This window comes from Sphingobium sp. CFD-1 (assembly GCF_024611115.1).
Taxonomy (GTDB): Bacteria; Pseudomonadota; Alphaproteobacteria; order Sphingomonadales; family Sphingomonadaceae; genus Sphingobium; species Sphingobium baderi_A.
The window spans coordinates 1,144,841-1,168,405 of record NZ_CP084398.1 but is presented as its reverse complement, the minus strand read 5'-3'; the positions used below and the strand labels follow the sequence as shown (position 1 = coordinate 1,168,405).

Genomic DNA, 23,565 nt, shown 5'->3' with positions numbered 1-23,565 from the left:
TTCGGACTTCCTCGCCAGCAAGGCGATTGACGATCCCTGCACGGGTATGGAGGTCGTCCAACTATGACCAACGAAACGATCCTGCGGGCATCGGAGGCGTCTGGATATTCGGTTGAGACGATCCTTGGTCGCGACCGCCATCTTCCGATCTGCAAGGTGCGCTTCGCCATCATGGCCGCGTTGCGCCGTAACGGCGACAAGCTCGAATATATCGCCTGCGTTCTCAACCGCCATTTCGACACGGTTCGATATGGCCTGAGAGAGGCTGAGATGTGGTCGCGCCGCGACCCACAATTCCGCGAATTTATGGAGAGGATCGCGTGAGCCGTAAGCCGATGTCAAAACTTCTGCGCTTTGAGGTGTTCAAGCGCGACAGCTTCACTTGCCAATATTGCGGTGGCCAGGCTCCAGATGTTTTGTTGCAGGTTGACCATATCAACCCAGTCGCGAGCGGCGGCACGAACGATTTGGTCAATCTCATCACGGCCTGCCAGCCCTGCAACAACGGCAAGGGCGCAAGGCAGCTTAGTGACGACAGCGCGGTAAAGCGCCAGCGCGCCCAGATCGAGCTTTTAGAGGAACGCCGCGAGCAGCTTGAAATGATGCTCCAGTGGCGAGACGCCGCTGAGCGCGAGAAGATCGACATCGTTGAGGCAATTGCCGAAAGGTGCGCTGAGCGAGGCTCATTCATCCCCAACGAGAGCGGCCGCGCCAACATTCGCCGGTGGCTCAAGACCTATACACTGCCGGAACTTCTGGCCGCACTGGATAACTCCTTCGACAGTTACATGAAGTGGAGCGGCGATGATCCTGACCAAGATGCGTGGGAGGTAGCCTTCAAGAAGATTCCTGCCGTCGCATCAATCAATCGCCAATCCGCTGAGAAACCCTATCTGCGCGATGTCCTATATATCCAAGGCATCCTGCGGCGGCGCACTGGCGATCGTCGCGTCAACTGTTTCGCCGCTCTGGAATCCTTCGTGCTGGACGGTTTGCCCACAGAGAAGATGAAAGAGATTGCTTGCCGAGTTGATAGCTGGCGCGACTTCGACACTGAGGCGGAGCAGGCCCTCTCTGAAATGAGCAAGGGCGAATGACGCTTACCCCCGCCATGATCGACGCTTGCCGTCGCTGCAACCGCTCAAAGAAGGATCGGGAGGCACCGAAGGTATGAGCATCATCGCCACCGCCGTAAAGCATTTGATTGCCGCTGGCGTGTCTGGCGATGAACTCGTGCGCGCAATCGCTGAGATGGAAGCGGCCCAACCTGTTCCCGTTGATCCCGTCGCTGAGAAGCGCCGGGCATATGACCGGGAGCGTAAAAGGATTGCGAAGGAAAACCGTTCCACCGGAATTCCACCGGAATCCACGGAAACAGCGGAATTGGTTTCCCCCAATGAGTATATATCTAACCCCCATCCCTTAACCCCAGCAGCTAACGCTGCTGACCCCCTTTCGGAATTTTCGGATCGGGTTGTTGAGGATTGGAACCGTCAGGCCACCGGAACGCCGCTGCCCCAAGCCCGGAAGCTGAACGCTGACCGCCGCAAGCACCTGCGCCGCCGGGTTGCCGAGAATGGCGAGGAAGCGGTTTTCGTCGCCATCGGGGCCATGTGCCGGTCGGATTTCCATTCAGGCCGCAGCGGGAAATGGACCGAGGGGAACCTTGGCTGGCTGCTGAAAAGCCCGGAAAACTTCCAGAAAATGCTGGAACGTGCCGAAAGCGCCAAGCCTGCTGATGCCAAGCCCAAGCCGACGATTGCCGGTGGTTCGCTGTTCCAGCGGTTGCAGGCTGGGGAAATCACACAGGCTGAGTTCGACGCCCAGCGTGCCGCCGCGCTCCGGTCGCAGCATCCGCCACCCCAGAGCCGTGAACGCTCGCAATCCGGTTCTCTCGGTTCATTCCTCCCCAAGATCGCAGGTTCAGCATGACATGCACAGTCCCCCAACCGCCTTCATCATCTGGCTCCTCAAGGCTGAGCGCACCAAGGCAGAGGCAGGGGCAGAGGCGCGGCGTCTCGGTGTCGATCTACGGGCCGCAGAATATTGGTGGCGCAATGTCCACAGATAGCCCGCAACGGGGAAGGATTATGAGGTTGTGTGGAAGTGAGGGAGTTGGGGGATGAACACAATCACGATCATTGAACCGGCGACCATCGCGCCGACCTTCGACAGCTGGGTCGATACCGGACGCAACCTTGCCTCCCGCCGTCGTGACGTGGATTGGGAAATCGCGGACTGGATGCTGGACGGTCAGTCTCAGGGCTTCCTCGACCAGACAAGCTTCGATTTCCTTGCGGACAATCTGGGCATCGCCCCCAAGCGGCTCCGGGACATCTCCAAGGCCGCTACGGCGTTTCCCAGCCACTTGCGCGACAAGGCATTGACGATCGAGCATCACGCGGCCGTTGCCCCGCTTCCGAAGCAGGAGGCGATGGAACTGCTGCACGTCGCCAAGGACAAGCACTGGACGCCGGAGCGGGTGCGAAACGAGGCAAGGCTGCTATCGGAGAAACATGCTCCGGTCGAACGCGATGACGACAGCCTCCTTATCTCCTTCATACGTCACTGGAATTGCCTGCCGCGCAATGTGCGGATGGAGGCGGCGGAAATGATCGCGGCCAGCCATGGGGATGAAATCGAGCCATGACGACTTATCGAGGTCCAATGCCTGAAAGTTTCCCGCTCTGGTTCGTGAAAAAGGGCTGGAGGGGAGTGGAAAACATGTTCGGGAAACGAACATCCGTCAATTACCGCTGGCTTAGTCGAGCCGACCGCGAGCATCTGGAGGCATTGCGCCTCCGCTACATGAAGGGCGACCTTTCGGCGCTGGAGGAGGTGAGGACGTGACAGAAATATCTGACCACGCGATTGTTCGCTGGCTGGAGCGCGTGAAAGGCGTGGATATCTCCGCGATCCGTGCCGAGATGCAGACACCCGCGCTTGCCATGGCCGATGAGTTCGGCGCGCCGGTCCTGATCGGGAAGAACGGCGAGAGGCTTGTGATCCGCAATGGGATCGTGGTGACGGTGATCGCCAAGGCGCGGAATGTTGGAAGGACGATTGCGCGATGACCCCCAAACAGCAGCGCTTTGTCGAGGAATATTTGATCGACCTGAACGCCACTCAGGCAGCTATCCGAGCAGGCTACAGCGCGAAGACAGCCAAGCAGCAGGGCCAGAGGCTGTTGACGAATGTTGACGTTGCTACGGCGCTTACAGAGGCAAAAACGGCCCGGTCGGAAGAGACGGGCATCAATGCGGCCTGGGTGCTTACCCGCCTTGCCCAAGAGGCCTACGCGGACCTTGCTGACCTGTATGACGAACAGGGCCGGGTGAAGCCGGTAAAAGACTGGCCGCTGGTATGGAGACAGGGCCTTGTCGCCGGCGTCGAAGTCGAGGCGATTGGAGAAGGCGCGGGCCATGTCACCAAGATAAAGATCAGCGACCGCATCAAGCGGGTCGAACTGATCGGTAAACATGTTGACGTGCGGGCTTTCTCTGAGCGCATGGAACACACGGGCAAGGATGGCGTCTCGCTCGCTGACGAGATGGCCAACGCCGCAGATCGCATCCGCGCCAAACTGGATCGACTAGCCGAGCAATGACAATGCAATCCCTTGCGGAGATCGTCGCGGCCCATCCCCAGCGGGAATCGATTATAGCGGACATAGATCCGTTGGTCCTCGAATATGATTGGTCGTTTTGGGCGCGCCCGAACCAATTGGCGCCGGAGGGTGACTGGCGGACGTGGCTGGCGCTTGCTGGTCGCGGCTTCGGGAAAACGGAGGCGGGCGCGCAATGGGTCCGGCAGCGCGTCGATAGCGGGGCAAAAAGCATTGCTCTGGTCGCGGAGACGCAGAAGGACTTGGAGGAGGTGATGGTCGCCCGCCTTCTCAAGATCAGCCCGCCCGATAACATGCCAAAGGTCCGTTACAAACCCGTCCGCATCACATGGCCAAACGGCGCGCAGGCTTTGGGTTACAACGGGACCGAGCCTGACCAGTTGCGCGGTCCGGAGTTTGACACAGCATGGGTCGATGAATTGGCGAAGTATCGCTATGCCCGCGAGACATGGGACATGCTGCAATTCACCATGCGGAGCGGCGTTGACCCCCGCGTGTTCGTGACCACGACGCCCCGGCCTATCCCCGTTCTCCGCGAGATTATGAAAGACGCCACGACCGCCATCACGCGCGGTTCGACCATGGACAACGCGAAGAACCTTGCTCCGGCCTTTATGAAGGCCGTGGTGGAAAAATACGCGGGCACCCGCCTTGGCCGCCAAGAATTGAACGCAGAGATGCTGGACGATGTGCCAGGTGCGCTGTGGACGCGAGACATGATCGACGCGCAACGTATTAAGCAGGCCCCGCCGATGCAGCGTATCATCATCGCGGTTGACCCTTCCGGCACGTCAGGCGCTGGCAGCGATAGTGTCGGCGATGATATTGGCATCGTCGCGGCGGGGCTTGGCGCAGATGGCCGAGGCTACGTGCTGGATGATCATTCATGCAATCTCTCGCCCGATGGCTGGGGGCGACGCGTCCGTGAGGTCTATTCGCTGCATCAGGCAGACCGGATCATTGCCGAGCGCAATTTCGGTGGGGCTATGGTTGAGGCCGTCATCAAGGCTCAGGACAAGACGCTTCCGGTCAAGGTCGTGACAGCATCGCGCGGCAAGGTGGCGCGGGCAGAGCCGATTTCAGCACTCTACGAGCAGGGCCGCGTTTCACATGTTGGCGGTTTCGCGCATCTTGAGGACCAGATGTGCGCGATGACACCTTCGGGCTTTGTTGGCGAGGGATCGCCCGACCGGGCCGATGCGCTGGTATGGGCGCTGACAGAGTTAATGCTGGACAATAAAGGCAGCGCCTTCGACGTCCTCTAGGGCGGGCGTCCGTAGACTTCCCACTCCACTGCCTGCACCGTCGCAAGCATGGGAACAGTCACGCGCCTCTGGGACGGCCTCGCCAATGTGCTGACCGGGCGCGGCACAACCGTAGACCGTGCGGCACATAACTTCTGGGTCCGCCGCTTCACCGATCCGCAGCAGATTGAGAATGCTTATCTCGGCTCATGGCTGCATCGCAAGATCGTGGATATCCCGGCGCAGGATATGACCCGCGCCGGCCGCGATTGGGACGCGGAAGATGACCAGATCGCGGCCATCGAGAAGGAGGAGAAGCGCCTCGGCTATTGGCCGAAACTCTATGAGGCGCTGACCCTTGGCCGTCTTGGCGGCGGCGCTATCCTGATCGGGCTTGGCGATGATCCGACGCAACCCCTCCCCGCTACAATCCACACTGCCGCGATCCGTTATCTGACCGTGCTGTCCCGCTGGCAGCTTTCCATCGGCGACATGGAGATGGACCCGGAGAGCGACAATTTCGGCGAACCGATGTTCTTTCGGCTGTCTGGATCGCAGCGCCAGATCAATATCCACCCCAGCCGGGTCGTTTGCTTCAAGGGCCTACCCATCCCCGCCATCCGCGTTGCCTCATGGGAAGATCGGTTCTGGGGCATGTCCGTAGTCGAAGCGGTGGATGAGGCTGTGCAGCAGGCCACGACCGCCTGTTCCGGGTTTGCCTCCCTGATTGACGAGGCAAAGATCGACGTTTTCCGGTTCAACGGCACGGTCGATCAGCTTTCCCAGCCGGGAGGCGAAGAGAAGCTGATGAAACGTGTTGAATTGACCAACACGGGCAAAAGTGTTCACCGCGCCGTCATCCTCGACAAGGAGGACGAATGGGAGCAGCGCCAGCTATCGTTGGCGGGCGTCCGCGATGTCATCATCACCTATGACGCGCGCGTTGCTGGTGCAGCGGACATTCCGGCGACACGCCTGTTTGGCAAGGCTCCTGACGGCATGAACGCGACCGGCGAAGGTGACCTTGCCAATTATTTCCAGTCCATCGGCGCAAAGCAGGACATGCAGTTGCGGCCTGCCATGGAGAAGCTGGACGCGGTTGTGCTGCCTTCTGCCGGGATGCCTGCCGATCTACCGTGGAAATTCTCCACGCTCATGGTTCTGACGGAACAGCAGGCCGCCGACATTGAACTTAAGGAAGCGCAGGCCCTCGAAAAGCTGGTCGGGCTGGCGATGGTCCCCGAAACCGCGATGGCGAAGACTGTCCAGAATCGCTTGATAGAATCTGGAAGGTGGCCCGGCCTGAAAAAGCTGATCGAAGAGGCGGAGGCCGCTGGCGAAGAACTGCCGGGTGATGATGACGATCTTGATCTTGTTCCTATCCCCAACGGAGAGAAAGGAGGCGATCCAAATCTAGCCGGTAGCGGCGGGGCTGCGCGTCCCGCCCGCCGTGCCATCGCTGCGAATGATGCCAGCCCGCGTACGCTCTACGTGTCGCGGAAGGTCGTCAACGTCGCTGAGGTTAAGGCTTGGGCGAAGTCGCAGGGCTTGCCGAACCTTCAGGACGATCTTCACGTCACGCTGATCTATTCCCGCACACCGCTCGACTGGATGAAGGTCGAAAGCGAGGACTGGAATCAGGAAAAGAACGGTCAGATCGAGATCGCGCCCGGTGGCGTCCGCATCGTTGAACCGTTGGGCGACCGAACCGCCGTTCTGCTGTTCACCTCGTCGCGGTTGTCGTGGCGGCATGAGCAAATCGTTCGGGCTGGTGCTGAGCATGGCTTCCCGGATTACCAGCCACATATCAGCCTGACGGGTGAGCCGGTCGATTTGTCGGGCGTCGAGCCGTATAGAGGCAGAATTATTCTCGGTCCCGAAATATTCGAAGAAGTAAAGGATGGCGCATGACTTTGCGCCCGCCAAGGGATATACTTGAGCGGCCCGAGATGACGTTGGAGCGTCACCCCGAGCCTGACCACAAACGCATTTGGAGATGCGCCATGGCTACGCAGATAATCCCGATCACGAACAAGAAGGTCAAGGACCGAACCGGTGAACGCTGGGGGCGGCTGACCGTCCTAGGCTATGTCGGCACGCTGACTGTCAGCAATCGCAGTAATGCCGGCTTTCTGTGCCGCTGCGACTGCGGAGAGGAGAAGGTTGTCGCGGGCACGCACCTTCAATCCGGCTTAGTGGCGAGCTGTGGCTGCCTTCATCGCGATGTTTCCGGTGGCAAGCCCAAGCACGGGGCATGGTCGCACCCGCTCTACGGCAGATGGAATCAGATGCAGCAGCGTTGCTTCAACCCGAGCCATCAGGATTACCATGACTACGGCGGTCGCGGCATCACTGTCTGTGATCGGTGGCGCGGCGACCACGGCGTCCTGAACTTCATCGCAGATATGGGCGACTGCCCGGATGGCATGACGTTGGATCGACGGGATGTTGATGGCAACTACGAGCCGGGGAACTGCCGTTGGGCGACCGTTGTCGAGCAAAACCGCAACCGCCGGTCGAACCGGCACATTCTCTACAATGGAACGCGGATGACCATTGCCGAAGCGGCTGAGCGCAGCGGTGTTGATTCCCGCGCCATTTGGCGAGGCCTTCGACGCGGCAAGATCGTGCTGGGACCGGAAGTGTTCGAGGAAATCCGCAGCGAGGGCCACTGATGGCCTACAACCTTCCGCAAATAGCTCGTCGGGCGGGCAAGAGGGCGAATTTGACGTTGCGCCCCATCATCCCGACGCAGGCCCAGGCAGCCGACCTCGCCACAATCTACGCCCCAGCCTGGCGTATCTGGTCCGAGAACATCGACCGCATCCTTGCGGGCTATGATCCGCAACCCCTGCCCACCACCGACGCCCTGACGCTCGACACCGCCGATCAGGTACAGGCTGCGATAGGCGCAGTCGCCAGCGAGTTCCTGACCATCCTGACGACGCGAATCACTCCAGCGTTGAAGCGTTGGGTGGTAACGGCAGAATTGCGACACAGGCAACGATGGGCAGCGGCGGTAAAGGCCGGGGTCGGGATTGAAATCGACATGCTCATGTCGGCACAGGATGTGCAGGAGCCCCTCTCTGCGTGGTTGGCAAGAAACGTGGCCCTATGCCGGAATGTGTCTGACCAAGCGCAGGCGAGAATTTCAGACGCCGTGTTCCGGGGCTATCAGGAGCGCAGGCCGGTGCGCGAGGTTGCGGCTGAGATACGCGAGGCGACGGGGATGGGGCGGACGCGGGCAATCCGCATCGCAGCCGATCAGTCAAGCAAGCTATCCTCCCAGCTTGACCGCGAGCGCCAGGCAGAGGCTGGGCTGACGCAGTTCAAATGGCGCCACAGCGGGAAGATGCACCCGCGACAGAATCACAAGGCCCGCGACGGCAATCTGTATGAACTGCGAACCGGCAAGATTGTGCGTGGGGACGGTGGCGACCTGACGCCGGATCAGCGGGCCGGGGTCCAGCCTTGGTGTGGCTGTAGGGAGGCCGCCTATATTGCTTTGCTTGAAGAGATAGATTGACCCGAAAGGCTAGGTTTTTCCGTGAGTCGTGCTATATCAGACGGGCCGCAACGGTGGTGGAACACCGCGCGGCCCTGACCACACGATGAGGTGACATCATATGGCTACGCCCGAATTATGCGTTGCGCTGGGTTGCGACAAGCCTGTTCATCAACCGGAATACCCTGACAAGACCCGGTATCCGGCGTGCAAAGAGCATATGGCATCTTTGGAAAAGTGGCATCCAAACTGGCGAAAGCATGGGTTTTCGTATCGTTTTTGCACGATAGAGCGCGGGAAAACCTCGCTGCGGGCTTGGGGTGTGCTATGTGGCTGAAGATGCATTCCCGTTCGGATTTGAGGTTGATGCCTATGCGGACGCATTAAAGGGATGCGTCAGCTATTTTGGAGATGCGTCATGAAATACAAACGCAGCCAGCTTAACAAGCTATTGGTGAACGTCCCCATCCATATGCTGCGTGAGGCGCATGAGATGATTGCCGCTGCGTCCCGCGCTGGTGATGTTGATGAGGATGAGCCCTATCGCAACCCTGGCGAACTGGAGAAGCCTGACGCTGATTATGCGAATGGCGGTTTGGATGATCTTTTGGCGAAATGGCCGTCATGATCGACGCCATGCTGGAGGAAGGGTGATGGCTATCGGCGAAGTCTGCAACGCGCACGGCGACCTCGACATGTTAGGCGCCCCGACGATGGAAGGACTGATCGGTCTTCCAATCGCGCAGGCGCTTGTTGCGCTGAAGCATGGCTGGCGGTGGGTCGAAAGCCATGACATGGGCGACGAGCAGTGGATATGCGTTCAACGGGGCGGCCCCAGATGGAGGGTTCGCCGATAATCTGGCGTCCGTAGAACCCCTTTCCCGCCATGGGGCACACAAGCCCCATGCTGTTCGCAGACCAACTGACGCTAGACGCCCCTCGCCGGACTCAGGACGGCTATCTCGCGGTGCGCGCACGGGCGGCCAGAGTGGGGGTCTATCAATATGCGGGCCACGAGGTTGACCCTGAAAACAAGCACGGCCTGCGCGATCAGGCTGTGGTCAATGTGCTGCGCGACGATGCTACGGTGTTCGACGCCAAATCGGTCCATAGCTTCATCGGCAAGCCTGTCACCGACAATCATCCCTCGGTTCCTGTAAGCGCCACCAACTGGCGCGATCATGCACGCGGCATCGTCATGGGCGCGATGCGGGACGGTGAATATCTCGCGTTTGACCTGATGTTGACCGACGCCGGGGCAATCCAGGCTGTTGAGAACGGCAAGCGGGAATTGTCCAACGGCTACCAAGCCGACCTGACCTATGGCCAGTTCAAGGCCGCAGACGGCACCATTTGCCAAGCAAAACAAGTCGCAGTGGCGGGAAACCATGTTGCGATTGTCGATCGCGGCAGGGCTGGCCCTAGCTGCGCGATCAAAGATTCCGTCGCCATCTGTGACGCGAATGCCGCCCTGTTGGACGGCCTCACCCCTCCACTGGAGAAGCCTAAAATGAAGATCACGATTGGCGACGCCAAAGACGTTGACCTGAGCGACGGCGCGGCTGTTGCTCTCGCGGTCGGCGCTCTCAATACCTCACTCGCGGATGCACAGACGAAGGTGGGCACGCTCACCGCTGACCTTGCGACCGCCAACACCGCCATTCAGGCCAAGGACGGCGAGATTGCCGTCCTGAATGCCAAACTGAAGGACGTGGAAGTCACTCCGGCCAAGTTGCAGCAACTTGCCGACGCCCGCGCTGATGTAATCGGCAAGGCGAAGGCTCTGGCTCCGTCGATCGTCACCGATGGCAAGTCGGATGCGGAAATCCGCAAGGAAGCCGTGACCGCCAAGCTGGGCGATGCCGCCAAGGACATGGCTGATGCTGCTATTGAAGGCGCTTTCCTTGCGCTGACCAAAGACGCCAAGCCTGCCGACCCGCTGCGCACCGCCCTGTCTGACGGCATCCGTCAGCCGGTCAATGACGCCGCTGTCGTCTCCACCATCCGCAACGCGCGCTACGCATAAGGGGGCCTGACACATGGCTGTTCTTCAAAGCACTTTCTCCGATACCGTCGCCAAGGGCTACCCTGGCATGGTCGCCAATGGCGAAACCTCCAACCGCATCACGCGCACCGTTGAGGATGCTGCCGGGATCGCGTTCGGCAAGCCCGTTTATCGTGGTTCGGGCGATCATGGCTGCACCGGCACGGTAGGCACGCTGGCGACCTTTCTGGGCTTCACCATCGCGACATCTGCGCTGGCTCCTATCGCTGGCCAGGATGCCGACGAATATCAGCAGTATGACAATGCTGCGATCATGACGGGCGGCGCGATCTACGTGACGGTCGTTGGTGCTGTCACCGATGGCGCGGCGTTGACCATTGGCGCTGGCGCTGGCCTTGCTGACGGCATCGGCGCGACTGCTGCCGACGCCACGCACATCGCCACGGGCTGGATTGCCGATGAAACTGTCACTGACGGCCTGTGCCGCATCGTGAAGCGCTAAGGGGGCACATATGAACGCGATCACTCACAACTTCTTCGACGCGGCATCGGGCCGCATCACTGACCCCATCGCCTTCATGGCCGCTGATGCGGATGTGAAAAAGCAGGTCATCGGCATCTGGGCGGCTGATAATGCCCGTCACGCTGCTACCTTCGCGGACAAGGTGGACAGCTTCCTCCAGGATGCGCAGGTCGGCTACGCCTTCCTGACGCCCCAGCTTCACCGCATCGAGGCTGAGGTCTACATGACCCGCTATCCCTCGTTCGATATCACGCGCTTTTTCAGTGTCGATAGCTCTGGCGACATGTGGGATGTCGGCACGCTGGTCTACTCGATGGACAAGGTTGGCCAGGCGCAGTTCCTTGCGGGCGGCGCGTTCGACATGCCTTACGCATCGGCGCAGATGAGCCAGAACACGCTCAACTTCCATCTGGCTGGCATCGGCTATGAATGGAACACGCAGGAAATGCAGCGCGCTGCCAAACTGGGACGCTCGCTTTCGTCCGATAAGGCGATGGCGGCTGACCTTGTGGCGCAGCGGTTCATCTATGGCCTCGCCATGGATGGCAAGAACCCCGCTGGCGTGGCTGAAAAGGGCTGGACCGGCTTCGTCAACAACGCGAGCGTGCCGAGTGCCCAGGTCGCCAATGACGGCACCGGCCCATCACGCCTGTGGTCGGCAAAGACCGCTGACCAGATCCTGCGTGACATCAATGCGGCGCTGACGGCGGTTGAAACTGGGTCGGGCGAAACCTTCGTTGCTGACACGCTGGTCCTGCCGACTTCGGCTTACAACTATATCGCCACCACCCGCGTTGGTGACAGTGGTTCGACCATCCTCTCGTTCCTCCAGGCCAACAACGTGGCTGGCGAGCGCTTGACGATCCTCAAGAGCCGCGCTCTGGAGACGGTAGGCACCGGTGGCACCACCCGCATGGTCGCCTATGCCAACATCCCGCAGGTGCTGAAATTCCATCTGCCTGGGCCGCACCAGTTCCTGCCTGCCTTCCAGAAGGCGAGCATGGTCTACGAGGTCGGGGGCATCATGAATGTCGGCGGTCTTGAGGTCCGGGTTCCCAAGGCAATGGCTTATAGGGACTCGTTCTGATGGCTAAGGCAAAGATCACGAACATCTCCACCGGCCCGCGCGGCGCTTATCTGGGCGGCGTGCTGGTCATGGCGGAAGTGGGAGAAACCATCGAGGCGGACGACTTCTCCGATGAGTGGTTCGCCAAGGCTGGCACCGCCGATACGAAGTCCGCTGCTGATCCGCTGGATCATGATGGTGACGGGCGCAAGGGTGGCGCGAAGAAGCCGGAATAACCGGGACGCTCCGGGGGTAATGGGCCGCTGCTCTAAACGGGGCGGCGGCCCTTTTCGTAAGGATCACCGATGGCCTACACTGCGCCAGACAAGGCGACATTCATAGCGGTCTTTCCTTCTTTCGCAGCCGTGACGGATGAAGCCTATGCCTTCTGGTCCGCCCGCGCTGGTCGCATCATCGACCCGATGCAATCCTGCCTGGGCGATGACGCTGACCTTGCTGCGATGCTGGCGACGGCGCATTATCTCTCGCAGGCTGGCATCGGGACCGGCGCAGAAAGCGAAATGGCGGCGCAGGGTGCATCGGGCTTCAAGCGGATCAAGTCGGGGACGATTGAGCTTGAGCGGGCAGACAGCGCCAGCAGCAGCGATGCAGGCGAATGGGGAGCGACCAGCTACGGGCTTCGACTATGGCCTATGCTGCTGGCGTGTTTGTCGGGACCGAGGGTGACGGGCACGGGCACGCTGCCCTGCGGCAGTGGGTATCAGGGCGGGCTGTTGCCATGGCATTATTGAACGGCGGAATCGCGAGCATCTTCGGGGCGGCGCTTGGCGGCCTATATCTGCCCGGCACGCTCAACTATGCGGGCGTCCCCGTCGAGGATATCGAGGGCAACGTCACCGGCCACACAGGCGGCGGTTCATGGCCGTGCCGCGCTCAGGTCGATGGCGCGACGTGGGCCATGCGTCAGTCCGCTGGATACGTGGATGGTGATGTTCGCATCATAGTGCTGTCTGCTGGCCTGCCTGTCGCGATCAACACCGATATGACCATCACCGTGTCGAGCAAGGAGTGGATGATCGAGGCGGTCGAGAAGGACGCGGCTGCATCGCATTGGATACTGCGCGGGAGGGCTGCGTAATGGTTAAGATCAGCAGCGGCATGAAAGCGCACAAGGCTCGCCTTAAGCGCATCCGTGGGCCTGAGATGGTGCGGGAGATCGGTAAGGCAATTTTCGTGGCTTCGGACTTACTCAAAGTGGAAGCCCAGATCAGCATCACGACTGGCGCAGTGAGTGGGAGGAACCACAAGCCCAGCGCGCCCGGCACCCCGCCGAACGCGGCCACGCATCATCTATCGGACAGCATCGAGAATCATAAGACCGGGCCGTTGACGGCGGAAACTACGTCGAACGCAGAGTATGCAGCCATTCAGGAGTTTGGTGGAACGATCAACCACCCCGGAGGGACGCCCTACTTTATGCGCGATGGGAAGCCGGTTTTCGTCAGCAAACAGGGGCAAGGCGCCTTCCACAATCTGCCGGTGACTAAACCGCATCAGATTACATTGCCAGAACGCCCATACATGCGTCCTGCCGCGCAGAAAACACGCCCGAAGGCCCGCGCACTGGTCGTGGAGGCAGTTAAGCGCGTCACCAAGGGAGGCACGCTATGAGGGTCCGCTTCACCGCCGACTATGACCACCGCTGGCCCTCCCGCGCTGTCACCGTGTTCCGCGCGGGCTGGAGTGGCACCGTTAAGCGCGAGGTCGCAGAGGCTGCCATAGCAAAAGGAAAGGCGACAGCACTGCGCCGCCCTGCTAAGGCTGCGAGCGATGCAATCGGAAATGATGAACGGCCTGACCACATGGGCGGGCATGATACTGGATCGCCTGACGCTGGACGCCCCCGAGGAATACGAGGACGAGCTAGCCGAAACAGCGATGGAAGTTGTCCTCCCATCGCTGGCGATCAGATGGCGGGCGATGCTCAATGATAACGACAATCGACCCATCCCTTGCGATCCGGGGTAAGATACTGGCAGCCCTGCGGAGTGACGCGGCCCTAACCGCCATCATCCCCGCGAGCCGCATCTATAAGTCCCAGACGCCATCCGAACCGACATGGCCCTTCATCCGGCTTGGCGTGCTGATGAATGCGCCCCTGCGTCTGGATGGCGGATCAGGCGGCGACGTGACAGGCGCGGTGCATTGCTTCACAAAGGGCGGCGATGACCCTGAGGCGATGGCTATGCAGATCAATGCTCATGTCGCCCGCATCCTTGACAGCATTGATGATACAGAGGCGGACGAACTGGATATTGGCGTCCATGTCACTCAATCCCAGGTCATGGAAGATGGCTCAGAGGCCAGCGCATATCACGGCATAGTGTCAATCCGCGCCACCGCCACCTAGCGGCGTCCGTAGAGAGCACCCGCCCTCGCCCATAACCTGCCCGCAAATCCTCGCTGGAGTTGCGGAATGGCATATACCGACAAGCTGAAATCAACGCGCGTCGCGATCATGATGGGCGACGGCGCAACGCCCGAAGTCTTTTCGCCCATGTGCGGCATCACGACCAAGGGTTTCCAGCAGACTCGCGCCACCAGCGATACGGTTGATTGGGATTGCGCCGATCCCGACGCCACCCCGATTACCGTCCGAGACGTGGGCGCTACGGACTGGAACATTAGCGGCAACGGCCTTCTACATCGGCCGCTGCTTGCCGCCGTCCAGGCCGCTTTCGATAGTTCCGATCCGACCAACTTCCGCTTCATGTTCGATGAGAAGGTCGGGGATGAGGTTGTGGACGGCTATTACGAAGGCCCTGGCATCATCACCGATTTCAACATTACCGGCACGAACGGTGAATATGTGCAGATCAGCATCACGATCAGCGCGGCGGGGCCGAAGGTGTTTGTGGCGAATAGCTGAGGTTCACTCGGCGGGGTGAATGTGCCTGTGGGCGCGTGAATCATAGCTACGCCGTAGCAGATGCATCGTCAGCCACGCGCCACCAGCAAGGCCAAGGCCTACTAATGGAAAAGCAATCTGAAACCAATCCGCCATCTCTATTCCTCCGGCCGCATATAGAACGGCCCTGCGATCGACATGCCTAGCAGGGCCAAGCCTGCCATCATACCTCCTAATATAACGTAGGAAGTCGCCGTAGGATCACCATACCATAAGCCAATTGCACCAGCAAACCACGCGAGGCTGGCATTGCCGCAGAACGACGAGATCGCTTTTTGTGCCTCGTTGAACTGCTTGGCGGCGGCTTTTTCCTCCGGTGTCATTCGCTCTCCAGCCAGTTTTCAATGTCGTCCAGAGAGGCAGAGAAAGCGAAACTGTCGCTACCCATTATCGCTGCATTGCTGGTAGCGTCGATAAGCATATATCCGCCGTAATCGATTGCCTTCGGGTCACGGCGGCGGGACTTGCTTAAGATCATGCCCCGTCGCTCTGCGATTCGCCGCAGACGGTTTTCCCGGACCTTTTCATTTTCTGACATGCTGGAACCTATGCTGCAAATGATGCTTGACGTGATGCCAGAAGCCATGCCATAAGTCAACGGGTCAGGAGAAGCTACTACCTTCCTCCCGACCCTAACCGCTAACCGTCCTATGGAGACGATCATGGCTTCGAACGTCATACCCTTCCCCGCGCACCGTGTCACGCCTGCGCCCACCATTCTCACGGTCGAGCAATGCAAGCGCATCGAACAAAGCGCCATCGCTGCCAAGGATTGGGAGCAGGCCGGATTCTGGATGCGGGCAGCAATTTTGGTTGCCCGCGACATCGCGGTTGCGAAAGCCGCCAACGACAACATCATTCCGCTGCGGAGGGCATGATGGAACGTCGCGCATTTCTTGCCGCCGCGCTGGTCGCACCTGTCGCTATCGCAACGCCAGCAATGGCTCAGGCTCTCATTTGCCACGCTGCCGATCCCGTCGATGAGTTCTGGTCGGCTTTTCACGCCTACGATGAGGACGATCCAGCATCAGAGGAAAGGCTGAGCCAAGCCACCGATGCGCTGGATTATTGGCAGCCGCCAACCGCTCGGGATTTCGTCCGCAAGTTCCTCGCCATGTTCGATGAACATGGTTCGCCCAGCGCGGAGCGGATGAAGGTGATTATCGAGCAGGCGCAGCGGCTCGTTTGATGCCTTGAACGCGGGAGCGTCCGTAGTCGCATATCCGAATCACGAATACCCAGAATGCAGTTCCACCTTCGCGCGGTGGAAGCCTCTCTCACGAGAGGTCGGATGACCGAGGCGGGTAGTGCTTTGAACCCGCTGCCCGCCCCGGTCGCCGTCAGGTTCAACTGCCGACATGCGCGGCCATATCACGGCGTCGGCTGACATAGGAGTCTCGTTATGAACGAGCTAATTGCCGTAGCCGAACGGAACATCGGTGAAACCCTGATCCAGACCGTCAATGCCAGGGAGCTTCATGGCTTTCTTGGCAATCGCGACCGCTTCGCCACATGGATCGCGGATCGCATCCGGCAGTATGATTTTGCCGAGAATATCGACTTCGTGACTTATTCGGGAAATTCCGAAAAAGGCCGCCCCGCTAAGGAATACGCCATCTCACTCGACATGGCCAAGGAACTGGCGATGGTGGAGCGGAACGAGAAGGGCAAGCAGGCTCGCCGCTACTTCATCGAATGCGAACGCAAGGCACATAGTGTCACCGATCCGATGGTGGCGCTGAACGATCCGGCAGCGATGCGCGGCATCCTTCTCTCCTACACGGAGAAGGTGCTGGAGCTTCAGGGTGAGGTCGAGGAAATGCGGCCACAGGTGCAGGCGTTGGAGCGCATCGCCATTTCGGACGGCTCCATGTGCATCACGGATGCAGCCAAAACATTACAGGTTCAGCCCAAGGCGCTGTTTGGGTTTCTCCGCGCCCACGGATGGATCTACACGCGGCAGGGCAGCAATGAATACATTGCTTACCAGTCCAAGCTGCAATCCGGCCTGCTAGAGCACAAGACGACCGTGGTTACTCGGTCGGACGGATCAGAAAAGACAACGACGCAGGTCAGGGTGACACCGAAAGGGTTGACCCGGCTCGCGAAGGAATTTCAGCCGGTGGCGCGGGCGGCATAACTTAGGGCGGCCCTTCGGGGTCGCTCTATTTCTGATCGTTCTTCCGACAAAGGAATTTGACTCGATCAATCATCTCCGATGCGCCGGTAACATCGAATGTCGCATCAATTTGGTGGCCGCGATAGGTGATGGCTCGAACAAGCAGTTTGGTGCCCCGTCTCAGGATATTTCCGAACTCGCTTACCGCTGGCATGTCGAGCGTGAAGGCAGAGTGATCGCCATAATACCACCACAGCTTTTCGGCAGGCTCGCTTTCGATGCGGAACATAATCTCGCGCCTACCTCGCCCCTGATAGGTGCTGGAATCACCAAGAAACTCGTCTGTCGTCACCATAAAGCGGACGGGCGCATTGCCACGCCCTGCGTCAGAACAGTTGAAGGATAGCAGCGCGTTGCCTTCGGCGGAATAAACCTTCCCCTCCGGTTCGCGCTTGTCGGTCATGGCATCCACGCCTTCGCTGATCTTCCAAGCGCCGATTGTCTCTGGCGCTGACGCGGCTAGCAGCAACGCAATGAACATCAATCCCCTCCGGCGTCCGTAGCAAGGGCCAACGCTTCGCACATAGCGTCACCCCATGCAAACCGAGATCGATCTTCCTTTCGCAGACGGGATTTACGCGTTCCGGTTGCCCATCAAGCGCATCTGCGAAATCGAGGAAAAGGCCGGTCCCATCGACCTTGTGAAGCATCGCCTGATGCAGGGCGGCTGGTCGATCCACGATGTTGTCGAGACGATCCGGCAGGGTCTCATCGGCGGCGGCAAGGGTGAGGTGAATGGCAAGGCGGTCGAAGTTACCTCCCTGCGCGCCAATTCCTTGGTCGAAAACTATATCGATGGTCACGCGCTGGCAGAACACCACATCACGGCGAAGGCCATCATCGCCGCGCTCTATGTCGGCTATGCTCCGGCGCAGGAGGCTAAAAAAAAAGCCCCAGCGAAGCGCGCGAGCCAGAGAAAATCGACTGGGGCCTCGCCCTCCACAACCTCCGAACCCTCGGCTTCGGACTGAAGGATGCGGAGGCCGTCACCATGCCGGAATATCTCGCGCTCCTGCATCACCACAATTTAGCGAACGAAGACGGCGGTGAGCCCGACCCGCCTTCGCCCGAAGATGTGAACGCCATGTTCCTCCGCATGGAGCGCAGCGGTATCGGGAAGGTGCACTGATGGCTGTCACCGCTGATCGCGTTGTTGTCGAGCTTGAGGCCCGGCTTGATCGCTATGAGGCCAATGTCGCGCGCGCGGATCAGAAATTCACTAGCGCGATGGGGAGTATCCAGAAGAGCGCGGGCAGAACCGAAGCATTTGTCGCAAGGGCGGCAGGTGCAATGTCGGCCGCTCTGGCTGGCGTGTCCGTTGTCGCACTGGCCCGCACTTTCCTCTCGCTGTCGGATGAGGCGAAGAAGCTCGACGCCACCCTCAAGCTAGCCACATCGGGCTTCGGGTCATTCGGACAAGCGCAAAAGGACGTTCAGCGCATTGCGGACGTGACGCGATCCGGCCTATCGGAAACAGCCTCACTATATGCGAATTTCGTGCGCGGCGCGAAGGAGTTGGGCGGCACACAGGCGGAGGCTGCACGGGCAACCGAAACCTTCTCGAAATCGCTCAAAATCAGCGGGGCAGATGCTCAGCAGGCGGCATCGGCAACCCTCCAGTTCGGGCAGGCGTTGGCATCGGGCGCGCTTCGCGGCGACGAACTGAACAGCATCCTTGAGGCCTCGCCTCGCCTTGCCCGCCTGCTCGCGGAAAGCATGGGCCAGCCTATCGGGCAGATCAAAAAGCTCGGTGAGGAAGGACTGCTCACATCCGATAAACTGTTGAAGGCCCTGACCGACAAGAAGTTCACGGCGGGGATCGACGCCGAATTTAACCAGATGCCGGTCACGTTCGATGACGCGATGACGCGGGTTTACAATAGCGCGCTCAAGACATTTTCGGCGTTCGATCAGGGCGGGCAGTTCTCTGCCATGCTCGCCAGCTTCTTCAATGAAGGAGCGGACGGATTTTCCGGCATGGAGGAGGCTGCTTTTGACACAGGTGCGGAAATCCGCGCGACCTTCGCGGGTCTGACAGATGTATTCCAACCCCTGATCGATGCAGCATTCGGCGCGTTCGATAGCATCGAGAGCCGCGCCAATTATGCACGAGACAGCATCGCCAACATTCTCCGTCTGGTCGATAACGTCGATAATTTCTTCATCGGCGTGGATAATTTCGGCCGCCGTGTCGACAACAGGGTCAAGGGCGTAATCAACGAGGCCGCCCGTCGCGCTGGTAACACTGGCGCAGAGTTCTCCATGACGCCGCTCGCGAAGGAGGCGGATCGCGCGGGCAAGTTCCTGAGCGCCTTTAACCGATCCATGCAGGCTTCGCAGGGCCAGCGCTCCGAACAGCGCTTCCGCAACATGATCGGCGGCTATGATGTGATGGGCAATCCGCTGCCCGGCACACCCTCAGCCGGTCGCGGGACTTCCCCTCGTCCGACAGCCGCATCCGGGGGCGGAAGGCAAGCACGCGCGCCCCGGTCCAAACTCAACCCTGAAGCATTCGCGCGCGAGGAAGCCAGCCTCAACGATCAAATTCTTCGGCTCAAAACGGTGGAGATCACCAATGCCGATGAGAAGGCCAAGATTGAGCTTGCCCGCATCGAGGCGTCAAAGACCGCCGCCGTCGCCGATGTGAACGCCGACGAACGCTATACGGCAGAGCAAAAGAAGAAGATCGTCGCTCTCACCGAAACCGTGGCCGCGCTGGAGGCAGGAAAGGTAGTCTATGAGCGTGACGTTCAGGCGGCAAAGGATGCGCTCGACATTCGTTTGGCTGGACTGCGGAACGATCAGGACGTGCTTCGGGCCCAAGCCGACCTCGCTGAGACGAGGGAACAGCGGCGCGACATAGAACTTCGCTTGCTCGACCTCGCCTATCAGCAGGAGAAAGCAGAGCTTGAGGCCGTCATTGCCAGCAAGGACGCCTCCGACGCTCAGAAGAAGATCGCGCAGGCGCGGCTTGAGGCGCTGGGGCAAATCCAGAAGGCTGAAGTCGAGGGCGTAAACCGGCAATTTGAAAGGCCGCTCGCTCGCTATCGCCGCCGCATGGACAGCACTTCCACACAGGACCAAATGGAAGAAATCGTCGTCCAAGAACTCGATTACGTCCAAGACGGCATCCGCAACGCCATCGCCAAGCGGCTGGGCATCAAAGACCCGTTCCTCGCGGGTATCCTCGACATGTTCATTCAGCAGAACATCATGAAGCCACTGGCGGAGGCGCTGGCGGGTGCGGGCGGTGGAGGCGGTGGCCTGATCGGCGGGATCGTCGGGGGAATCTTCGGCTTTGCGTCTGGCGGCTCCATGACCATCGGCGGGCGCGGCGGGACGGATACCAATCGCCTGAGCCTCAATGGTCGCCCCATCGCCAATGTCAGCCGCGGCGAGACGCTTTCGGTCGGCAACAAGACGCTCAACAGCGGGCGGGGTGGCGGAACAGTCGTCCAGCCCATCATTCAGGTCGATGCGCGCGGCGCGGTCATGAACGACCAGTTCGCGAGCATGATCCTGTCGCAGGCCAATAGGTCGGCCGCACAGTTGGTTGGCGCGGGCATGACGGCTGTGAATAAAGGCATCCCATCGCGTCTCGCGACCTTCCAGCGGGACGGCACCTGATGGCCTCCTATCGTGAATCCATCGTCGCCCGCATCGCCTGCGATCCGCCGTGCCTGCTCTGGTCGGGCGTTGGCCCTCTGCTTATTCCCGCCGATACCGTGATTCCCGAGGCCGCTATCGCTCTTGGCGGCTCCGAACTTATCAGCATCCCAGACTTCCAGACGCTCATCAATGGCACGGCGGAGCGGCTGGATTTCACTGTGTCCGGCGTGTCGGAGGAAACCGTTCGCCTCGCCCTTGATGACGCCCCCAGCGTCAAAGGCGCGCGTGTGGATATCGGCATCATCGGCTTCGATGAAAACTGGCAGGTGGATTATGTCGAATGGGAAGGCGTCTTCGAGGCGCGCTCCCTGACCGTCAGCCGTCCCGCAGAACAGAATGGCCAGATAACCCGTTCCATCACCCTGACCATCGTGCAGGGCGACACAACGCGGGCGCGGGCGATCAACGCATTTTTCACGGATGCGGACCAGCGCAGCAAATTCCCGACTGATGCTATCTTCTCGCATGTTGCGGGAATTAATGCGGGGACATCTCGCCGCTTTGGTCCGAAATGATCGACCTCGGAGAATGGCTTCGCTCTTTTGGATCGGCGCGGCGCCAGGCTGGCGTGCATGATTGCGTCACTTTTCCCGCCGCGTGGGCAATCGCGAATGGCTGGCCCGACCCGCTGACCGAATGGCGGGGCGCTTACGACACCGAAGAACTCGCCCTTGATCTGATCCGCGACGCTGGCGGCTTGGCGATCATCTGTGACGCAGGCATGGCGCAGGCCGGCATCCCTGAGCGCATTGGAAAACCGGTATCGGGCGACATAGGCGTCCTGATCCTTGGCGAGCATGAGGCCGGTGCAATTTTCACCGGCAGACGATGGGCGCTCGTGGCGGAGCGCGGACTAGCCTTTGCGTCGGTAGAGCCTGATTGCGTCCTGCGGAAGTGGTCGGTGGGTCATGGGTAAAGCTCTCATCGGGATTATCGCTGCGGGAGCAACGATTGCAACAGCCGGAGCGCTTGCACCCGTTCTGTCTGGGGTGCTGAGCGGCACAATCGTCGGGGCTCTTGGCGGAACATTCACGGCGCTCGGTGTAGCCCAGGCTGCTATCGGGGCTCTTTCTCTTGGTATCGCATCTTTTGCGGTCGGACAGGTGGGAGGGCTTTTGGGTCTTGGTCCTTCAATACCCAAGCCGGATCAAACCGTAACGGCTATCAAGGCACCCCGCCCGCCTCGTGTCAGTGCATATGGCGAAAGCCGCCTCTATGGCGCTTATATCCTGTATGAAACCGCATCGAACGGAACGGCCATTGATGTGCACGCCGTGCATGATGGCCAACTCACAGAGGTCGTTCAATTCTATCTTGCCGATGACAAGATTACTAGGGCGGGCAATGTCGTTCAGGAAGGCGAGGACGGGCGCTATGGCGATGGGAAACTGAGCTTATACCACACCACCGGCGCAACGCCCGGAACGCCGTTCAGCGCGGTCGCCTCAGCCCTTCCGGGCATCTGGACCAGTAATCACCGAGGCGATGGAATTGTGCTGATGGCGCTACTGTCGCAGTCGGTGAAGTCCAAGAACTTCCTCGACATCTATCCCAACGGCGTTCCCGTCCCATCGATGGCAGCGAAGTGGCAGAAATGCCCGGACCTTCATGCAGGCGATCCGACGAATGAAGCTGGCTGGACTTGGACGGAAAATGCAGTCCGACAACTCGCCCATTACATGCTGGTGCGCGAAGGGGCGGATTACGCTACGAAAATCGCGCCAGCCATCGACATGTGGCGGGCCGCGCAGGACGTATGCAATGAGGCAGTCCCGCTTAAGGCAGGCGGCACAGAGGCGCGCTATCGCTCCTGTCTTGCCCATCGCCATACGGACAAGCATGGCGATGTTAAAGCTGCCCTTCTGGGGATCTGCGACGGCTGGATGGCGACCCGCTCCGATGGGGCTTACGCGATCTATGCGGGTAAATATTATGCGCCCACGGTCACGATCGCGGGCGAGCATATCGTTTCCTACGAATGGCAGGGCGTTGGCGTCGATGATGACAGCGCGGTCAATGAAATTGTCTGCTCCTATGTGTCGAAGGCGCATGACTATAACAGCGTCGAAACCGATGCCTGGCGGAACGAAAGCGATATTGCCGAGCGCGGTAGCATCCTGTCCGAAACGCTCGATGTGCAGACGCCTTCATGGGGACAGGTCCGCCGCCTCGCAAAGCGCAGGATGGCACGGGCCAATGCGCTATATCGCGGCACGGTCACGACCAATATCAAGGGTCGGATCGCGCGAGGACATCGGTTCATCCATCTGACCCTAGCGGAGGCCGGAGCTGTGTTCTTCGATGGTCCCGCCGAAATCACCGCGGTCACGCGGAACATGATGACAGGCGGCATCACCTTCTCATGGGTTGCGGCTGATCCGAACATCGACGCATGGAACCCTGCGACCGAGGAAGGCGATCCAGCGGCAGTCGGTGACAGGGTTGCGCCGGAACCGCTTGAAAAGCCCATCATCGTCAGCGCCCTATTCTTTGAAAGTGGCGCCGATGGCTCTCGCATCCGCATCACCGCAACCGGCCCAATTCGCGACGACCTCACATGGTTCGTGCGCCAGAAGCCGACCACTAGCACCGTCTGGAACGAGCGCGAATATAACGACCTCGATGCCGGCGCATCTGTCCTGATTGAGACGGAATTCGTCGCAACTGACGCCGATGTCGAGGTTCAGGTTGCCTATCAGGTCGGCGATGGACGCACATCGCCATGGTCGAGCAGTGAAACCGTCACGACCGGCGCAGTCAGCTTCGACAGCACAACCTTCACGTTCGACAGCACCTCATCCTCAATGGACAGGACATAGG

Annotated in this window: 35 protein-coding genes; 32 read left to right on the top strand and 3 right to left on the bottom strand. The window is 60.1% G+C overall.

Annotated elements, in window-relative coordinates:
- Positions 1-63 precede the first annotated feature (63 nt).
- The 23 genes from LDB26_RS06025 to LDB26_RS05915 all read left to right on the top strand — a co-directional run bounded on the left by LDB26_RS06025 (position 64) and on the right by LDB26_RS05915 (position 14,858).
- On the top strand, positions 64-324 hold the full coding sequence (locus LDB26_RS06025; RefSeq protein ID WP_257541072.1) for a hypothetical protein: 261 nt from the start codon (positions 64-66) through the stop codon (positions 322-324).
- On the top strand, positions 321-1,097 hold the full coding sequence (locus LDB26_RS06020) for an HNH endonuclease (RefSeq protein ID WP_257541070.1): 777 nt from the start codon (positions 321-323) through the stop codon (positions 1,095-1,097). Before LDB26_RS06025 ends, LDB26_RS06020 begins: the two co-directional genes overlap by 4 nt.
- 73 nt (positions 1,098-1,170) lie before the next feature.
- Positions 1,171-1,932 (top strand): hypothetical protein, encoded by a 762-nt coding sequence (locus LDB26_RS06015; protein ID WP_257541068.1) that lies wholly within the window; start codon positions 1,171-1,173, stop codon positions 1,930-1,932.
- Between the two features lie 190 nt (positions 1,933-2,122).
- The gene (locus LDB26_RS06010) at positions 2,123-2,650 is read left to right on the top strand and encodes a hypothetical protein (RefSeq protein ID WP_257541066.1); all 528 of its coding nucleotides are present in this window, start codon (positions 2,123-2,125) and stop codon (positions 2,648-2,650) included.
- Between the two features lie 74 nt (positions 2,651-2,724).
- A complete protein-coding gene (locus LDB26_RS06005; protein WP_257541064.1) occupies positions 2,725-2,850 on the top strand; it encodes a hypothetical protein in 126 nt (41 codons plus the stop codon).
- The gene (locus LDB26_RS06000; protein WP_257541062.1) at positions 2,847-3,074 is read left to right on the top strand and encodes a hypothetical protein; all 228 of its coding nucleotides are present in this window, start codon (positions 2,847-2,849) and stop codon (positions 3,072-3,074) included. The genes LDB26_RS06005 and LDB26_RS06000 overlap by 4 nt, the downstream gene beginning before the upstream one ends.
- Positions 3,071-3,607: a terminase small subunit gene (locus LDB26_RS05995; RefSeq protein WP_257541059.1), complete on the top strand. Its 537-nt coding sequence runs from the start codon at positions 3,071-3,073 to the stop codon at positions 3,605-3,607. The genes LDB26_RS06000 and LDB26_RS05995 overlap by 4 nt, the downstream gene beginning before the upstream one ends.
- A 2-nt stretch (positions 3,608-3,609) precedes the next feature.
- Positions 3,610-4,890, top strand: a complete 1,281-nt coding sequence (locus LDB26_RS05990; RefSeq protein WP_257541057.1) for a DNA-packaging protein — start codon at positions 3,610-3,612, stop codon at positions 4,888-4,890.
- 48 nt (positions 4,891-4,938) lie between these two features.
- Positions 4,939-6,780 carry an anti-CBASS protein Acb1 family protein gene (locus LDB26_RS05985; RefSeq protein WP_257541055.1) on the top strand — a complete coding sequence of 614 codons (1,842 nt, stop codon included), beginning with the start codon at positions 4,939-4,941 and terminating at the stop codon, positions 6,778-6,780.
- 92 nt (positions 6,781-6,872) lie between these two features.
- The gene (locus LDB26_RS05980; RefSeq protein ID WP_257541053.1) at positions 6,873-7,544 is read left to right on the top strand and encodes a hypothetical protein; all 672 of its coding nucleotides are present in this window, start codon (positions 6,873-6,875) and stop codon (positions 7,542-7,544) included.
- Between the two features lie 50 nt (positions 7,545-7,594).
- On the top strand, positions 7,595-8,395 hold the full coding sequence (locus tag LDB26_RS05975) for a hypothetical protein (RefSeq protein WP_257541050.1): 801 nt from the start codon (positions 7,595-7,597) through the stop codon (positions 8,393-8,395).
- 397 nt (positions 8,396-8,792) lie between these two features.
- Positions 8,793-9,002 carry a hypothetical protein gene (locus tag LDB26_RS05970; RefSeq protein WP_257541048.1) on the top strand — a complete coding sequence of 70 codons (210 nt, stop codon included), beginning with the start codon at positions 8,793-8,795 and terminating at the stop codon, positions 9,000-9,002.
- Between the two features lie 25 nt (positions 9,003-9,027).
- A complete protein-coding gene (locus LDB26_RS05965; protein ID WP_257541045.1) occupies positions 9,028-9,231 on the top strand; it encodes a hypothetical protein in 204 nt (67 codons plus the stop codon).
- Between the two features lie 47 nt (positions 9,232-9,278).
- Positions 9,279-10,400, top strand: a complete 1,122-nt coding sequence (locus tag LDB26_RS05960) for a DUF2213 domain-containing protein (RefSeq protein WP_257541043.1) — start codon at positions 9,279-9,281, stop codon at positions 10,398-10,400.
- 13 nt (positions 10,401-10,413) lie between these two features.
- Positions 10,414-10,881, top strand: coding sequence for a hypothetical protein (locus tag LDB26_RS05955; protein WP_257541041.1), 468 nt, complete (start codon positions 10,414-10,416; stop codon positions 10,879-10,881).
- 10 nt (positions 10,882-10,891) lie between these two features.
- The gene (locus LDB26_RS05950) at positions 10,892-11,989 is read left to right on the top strand and encodes a DUF2184 domain-containing protein (RefSeq protein ID WP_257541039.1); all 1,098 of its coding nucleotides are present in this window, start codon (positions 10,892-10,894) and stop codon (positions 11,987-11,989) included.
- Complete coding sequence (locus LDB26_RS05945; RefSeq protein ID WP_257541037.1) at positions 11,989-12,204, top strand: hypothetical protein; 216 nt, start codon at positions 11,989-11,991, stop codon at positions 12,202-12,204. The genes LDB26_RS05950 and LDB26_RS05945 overlap by 1 nt, the downstream gene beginning before the upstream one ends.
- Positions 12,205-12,273: 69 nt before the next feature.
- Positions 12,274-12,720, top strand: a complete 447-nt coding sequence (locus LDB26_RS05940) for a DUF4054 domain-containing protein (protein ID WP_257541035.1) — start codon at positions 12,274-12,276, stop codon at positions 12,718-12,720.
- Positions 12,708-13,067 (top strand): hypothetical protein, encoded by a 360-nt coding sequence (locus LDB26_RS05935; protein ID WP_257541033.1) that lies wholly within the window; start codon positions 12,708-12,710, stop codon positions 13,065-13,067. The genes LDB26_RS05940 and LDB26_RS05935 overlap by 13 nt, the downstream gene beginning before the upstream one ends.
- Entirely contained in the window at positions 13,067-13,600 is a 534-nt protein-coding gene (locus tag LDB26_RS05930) for a hypothetical protein (protein ID WP_257541030.1), read from the top strand. Before LDB26_RS05935 ends, LDB26_RS05930 begins: the two co-directional genes overlap by 1 nt.
- Positions 13,601-13,771: 171 nt before the next feature.
- A complete protein-coding gene (locus LDB26_RS05925) occupies positions 13,772-13,957 on the top strand; it encodes a hypothetical protein (RefSeq protein WP_257541028.1) in 186 nt (61 codons plus the stop codon).
- Positions 13,917-14,339 (top strand): DUF3168 domain-containing protein, encoded by a 423-nt coding sequence (locus LDB26_RS05920; RefSeq protein WP_257541026.1) that lies wholly within the window; start codon positions 13,917-13,919, stop codon positions 14,337-14,339. Before LDB26_RS05925 ends, LDB26_RS05920 begins: the two co-directional genes overlap by 41 nt.
- Positions 14,340-14,405: 66 nt before the next feature.
- The gene (locus tag LDB26_RS05915; RefSeq protein ID WP_257541024.1) at positions 14,406-14,858 is read left to right on the top strand and encodes a phage tail protein; all 453 of its coding nucleotides are present in this window, start codon (positions 14,406-14,408) and stop codon (positions 14,856-14,858) included.
- Between the two features lie 137 nt (positions 14,859-14,995).
- Here LDB26_RS05915 and LDB26_RS05910 read toward each other — a convergent pair whose 3' ends face one another.
- Together LDB26_RS05910 and LDB26_RS05905 are read right to left on the bottom strand one after the other, a co-directional pair.
- Entirely contained in the window at positions 14,996-15,220 is a 225-nt protein-coding gene (locus LDB26_RS05910; protein WP_257541022.1) for a hypothetical protein, read from the bottom strand.
- Positions 15,217-15,576 (bottom strand): hypothetical protein, encoded by a 360-nt coding sequence (locus LDB26_RS05905; RefSeq protein ID WP_257541020.1) that lies wholly within the window; start codon positions 15,574-15,576, stop codon positions 15,217-15,219. The genes LDB26_RS05910 and LDB26_RS05905 overlap by 4 nt, the downstream gene beginning before the upstream one ends.
- Between LDB26_RS05905 and LDB26_RS05900 the strand changes: the two genes are divergently transcribed.
- The 3 genes from LDB26_RS05900 to LDB26_RS05890 all read left to right on the top strand — a co-directional run bounded on the left by LDB26_RS05900 (position 15,560) and on the right by LDB26_RS05890 (position 17,037).
- Positions 15,560-15,775, top strand: coding sequence for a hypothetical protein (locus LDB26_RS05900; RefSeq protein WP_257541018.1), 216 nt, complete (start codon positions 15,560-15,562; stop codon positions 15,773-15,775). The genes LDB26_RS05905 and LDB26_RS05900 overlap by 17 nt on opposite strands.
- The gene (locus LDB26_RS05895) at positions 15,772-16,086 is read left to right on the top strand and encodes a hypothetical protein (protein WP_257541016.1); all 315 of its coding nucleotides are present in this window, start codon (positions 15,772-15,774) and stop codon (positions 16,084-16,086) included. The genes LDB26_RS05900 and LDB26_RS05895 overlap by 4 nt, the downstream gene beginning before the upstream one ends.
- A gap of 213 nt (positions 16,087-16,299) precedes the next feature.
- Positions 16,300-17,037 carry a phage antirepressor KilAC domain-containing protein gene (locus LDB26_RS05890; protein WP_257541014.1) on the top strand — a complete coding sequence of 246 codons (738 nt, stop codon included), beginning with the start codon at positions 16,300-16,302 and terminating at the stop codon, positions 17,035-17,037.
- A gap of 25 nt (positions 17,038-17,062) precedes the next feature.
- Here the strand turns inward: LDB26_RS05890 and LDB26_RS05885 are convergent, their stop codons facing one another.
- The gene (locus LDB26_RS05885; protein WP_257541012.1) at positions 17,063-17,557 is read right to left on the bottom strand and encodes a hypothetical protein; all 495 of its coding nucleotides are present in this window, start codon (positions 17,555-17,557) and stop codon (positions 17,063-17,065) included.
- A 55-nt stretch (positions 17,558-17,612) separates the two neighbouring features.
- Here LDB26_RS05885 and LDB26_RS05880 point away from each other — a divergent pair, with 55 nt between their 5' ends.
- From LDB26_RS05880 to LDB26_RS05855, 6 genes are read left to right on the top strand one after another with little or no spacing between them, the layout of a single operon-like run.
- A complete protein-coding gene (locus LDB26_RS05880) occupies positions 17,613-18,047 on the top strand; it encodes a gene transfer agent family protein (RefSeq protein ID WP_257541010.1) in 435 nt (144 codons plus the stop codon).
- Positions 18,048-18,067: 20 nt separating this feature from the next.
- Positions 18,068-18,205 carry a hypothetical protein gene (locus LDB26_RS05875; RefSeq protein ID WP_257541008.1) on the top strand — a complete coding sequence of 46 codons (138 nt, stop codon included), beginning with the start codon at positions 18,068-18,070 and terminating at the stop codon, positions 18,203-18,205.
- The gene (locus LDB26_RS05870) at positions 18,205-20,703 is read left to right on the top strand and encodes a tape measure protein (protein WP_257541006.1); all 2,499 of its coding nucleotides are present in this window, start codon (positions 18,205-18,207) and stop codon (positions 20,701-20,703) included. The genes LDB26_RS05875 and LDB26_RS05870 overlap by 1 nt, the downstream gene beginning before the upstream one ends.
- Entirely contained in the window at positions 20,703-21,260 is a 558-nt protein-coding gene (locus tag LDB26_RS05865; protein WP_257541004.1) for a hypothetical protein, read from the top strand. The genes LDB26_RS05870 and LDB26_RS05865 overlap by 1 nt, the downstream gene beginning before the upstream one ends.
- On the top strand, positions 21,257-21,661 hold the full coding sequence (locus LDB26_RS05860) for a hypothetical protein (protein ID WP_257541002.1): 405 nt from the start codon (positions 21,257-21,259) through the stop codon (positions 21,659-21,661). The genes LDB26_RS05865 and LDB26_RS05860 overlap by 4 nt, the downstream gene beginning before the upstream one ends.
- Positions 21,654-23,564 carry a hypothetical protein gene (locus tag LDB26_RS05855; RefSeq protein WP_257541000.1) on the top strand — a complete coding sequence of 637 codons (1,911 nt, stop codon included), beginning with the start codon at positions 21,654-21,656 and terminating at the stop codon, positions 23,562-23,564. Before LDB26_RS05860 ends, LDB26_RS05855 begins: the two co-directional genes overlap by 8 nt.
- Position 23,565: the final 1 nt, after the last annotated feature.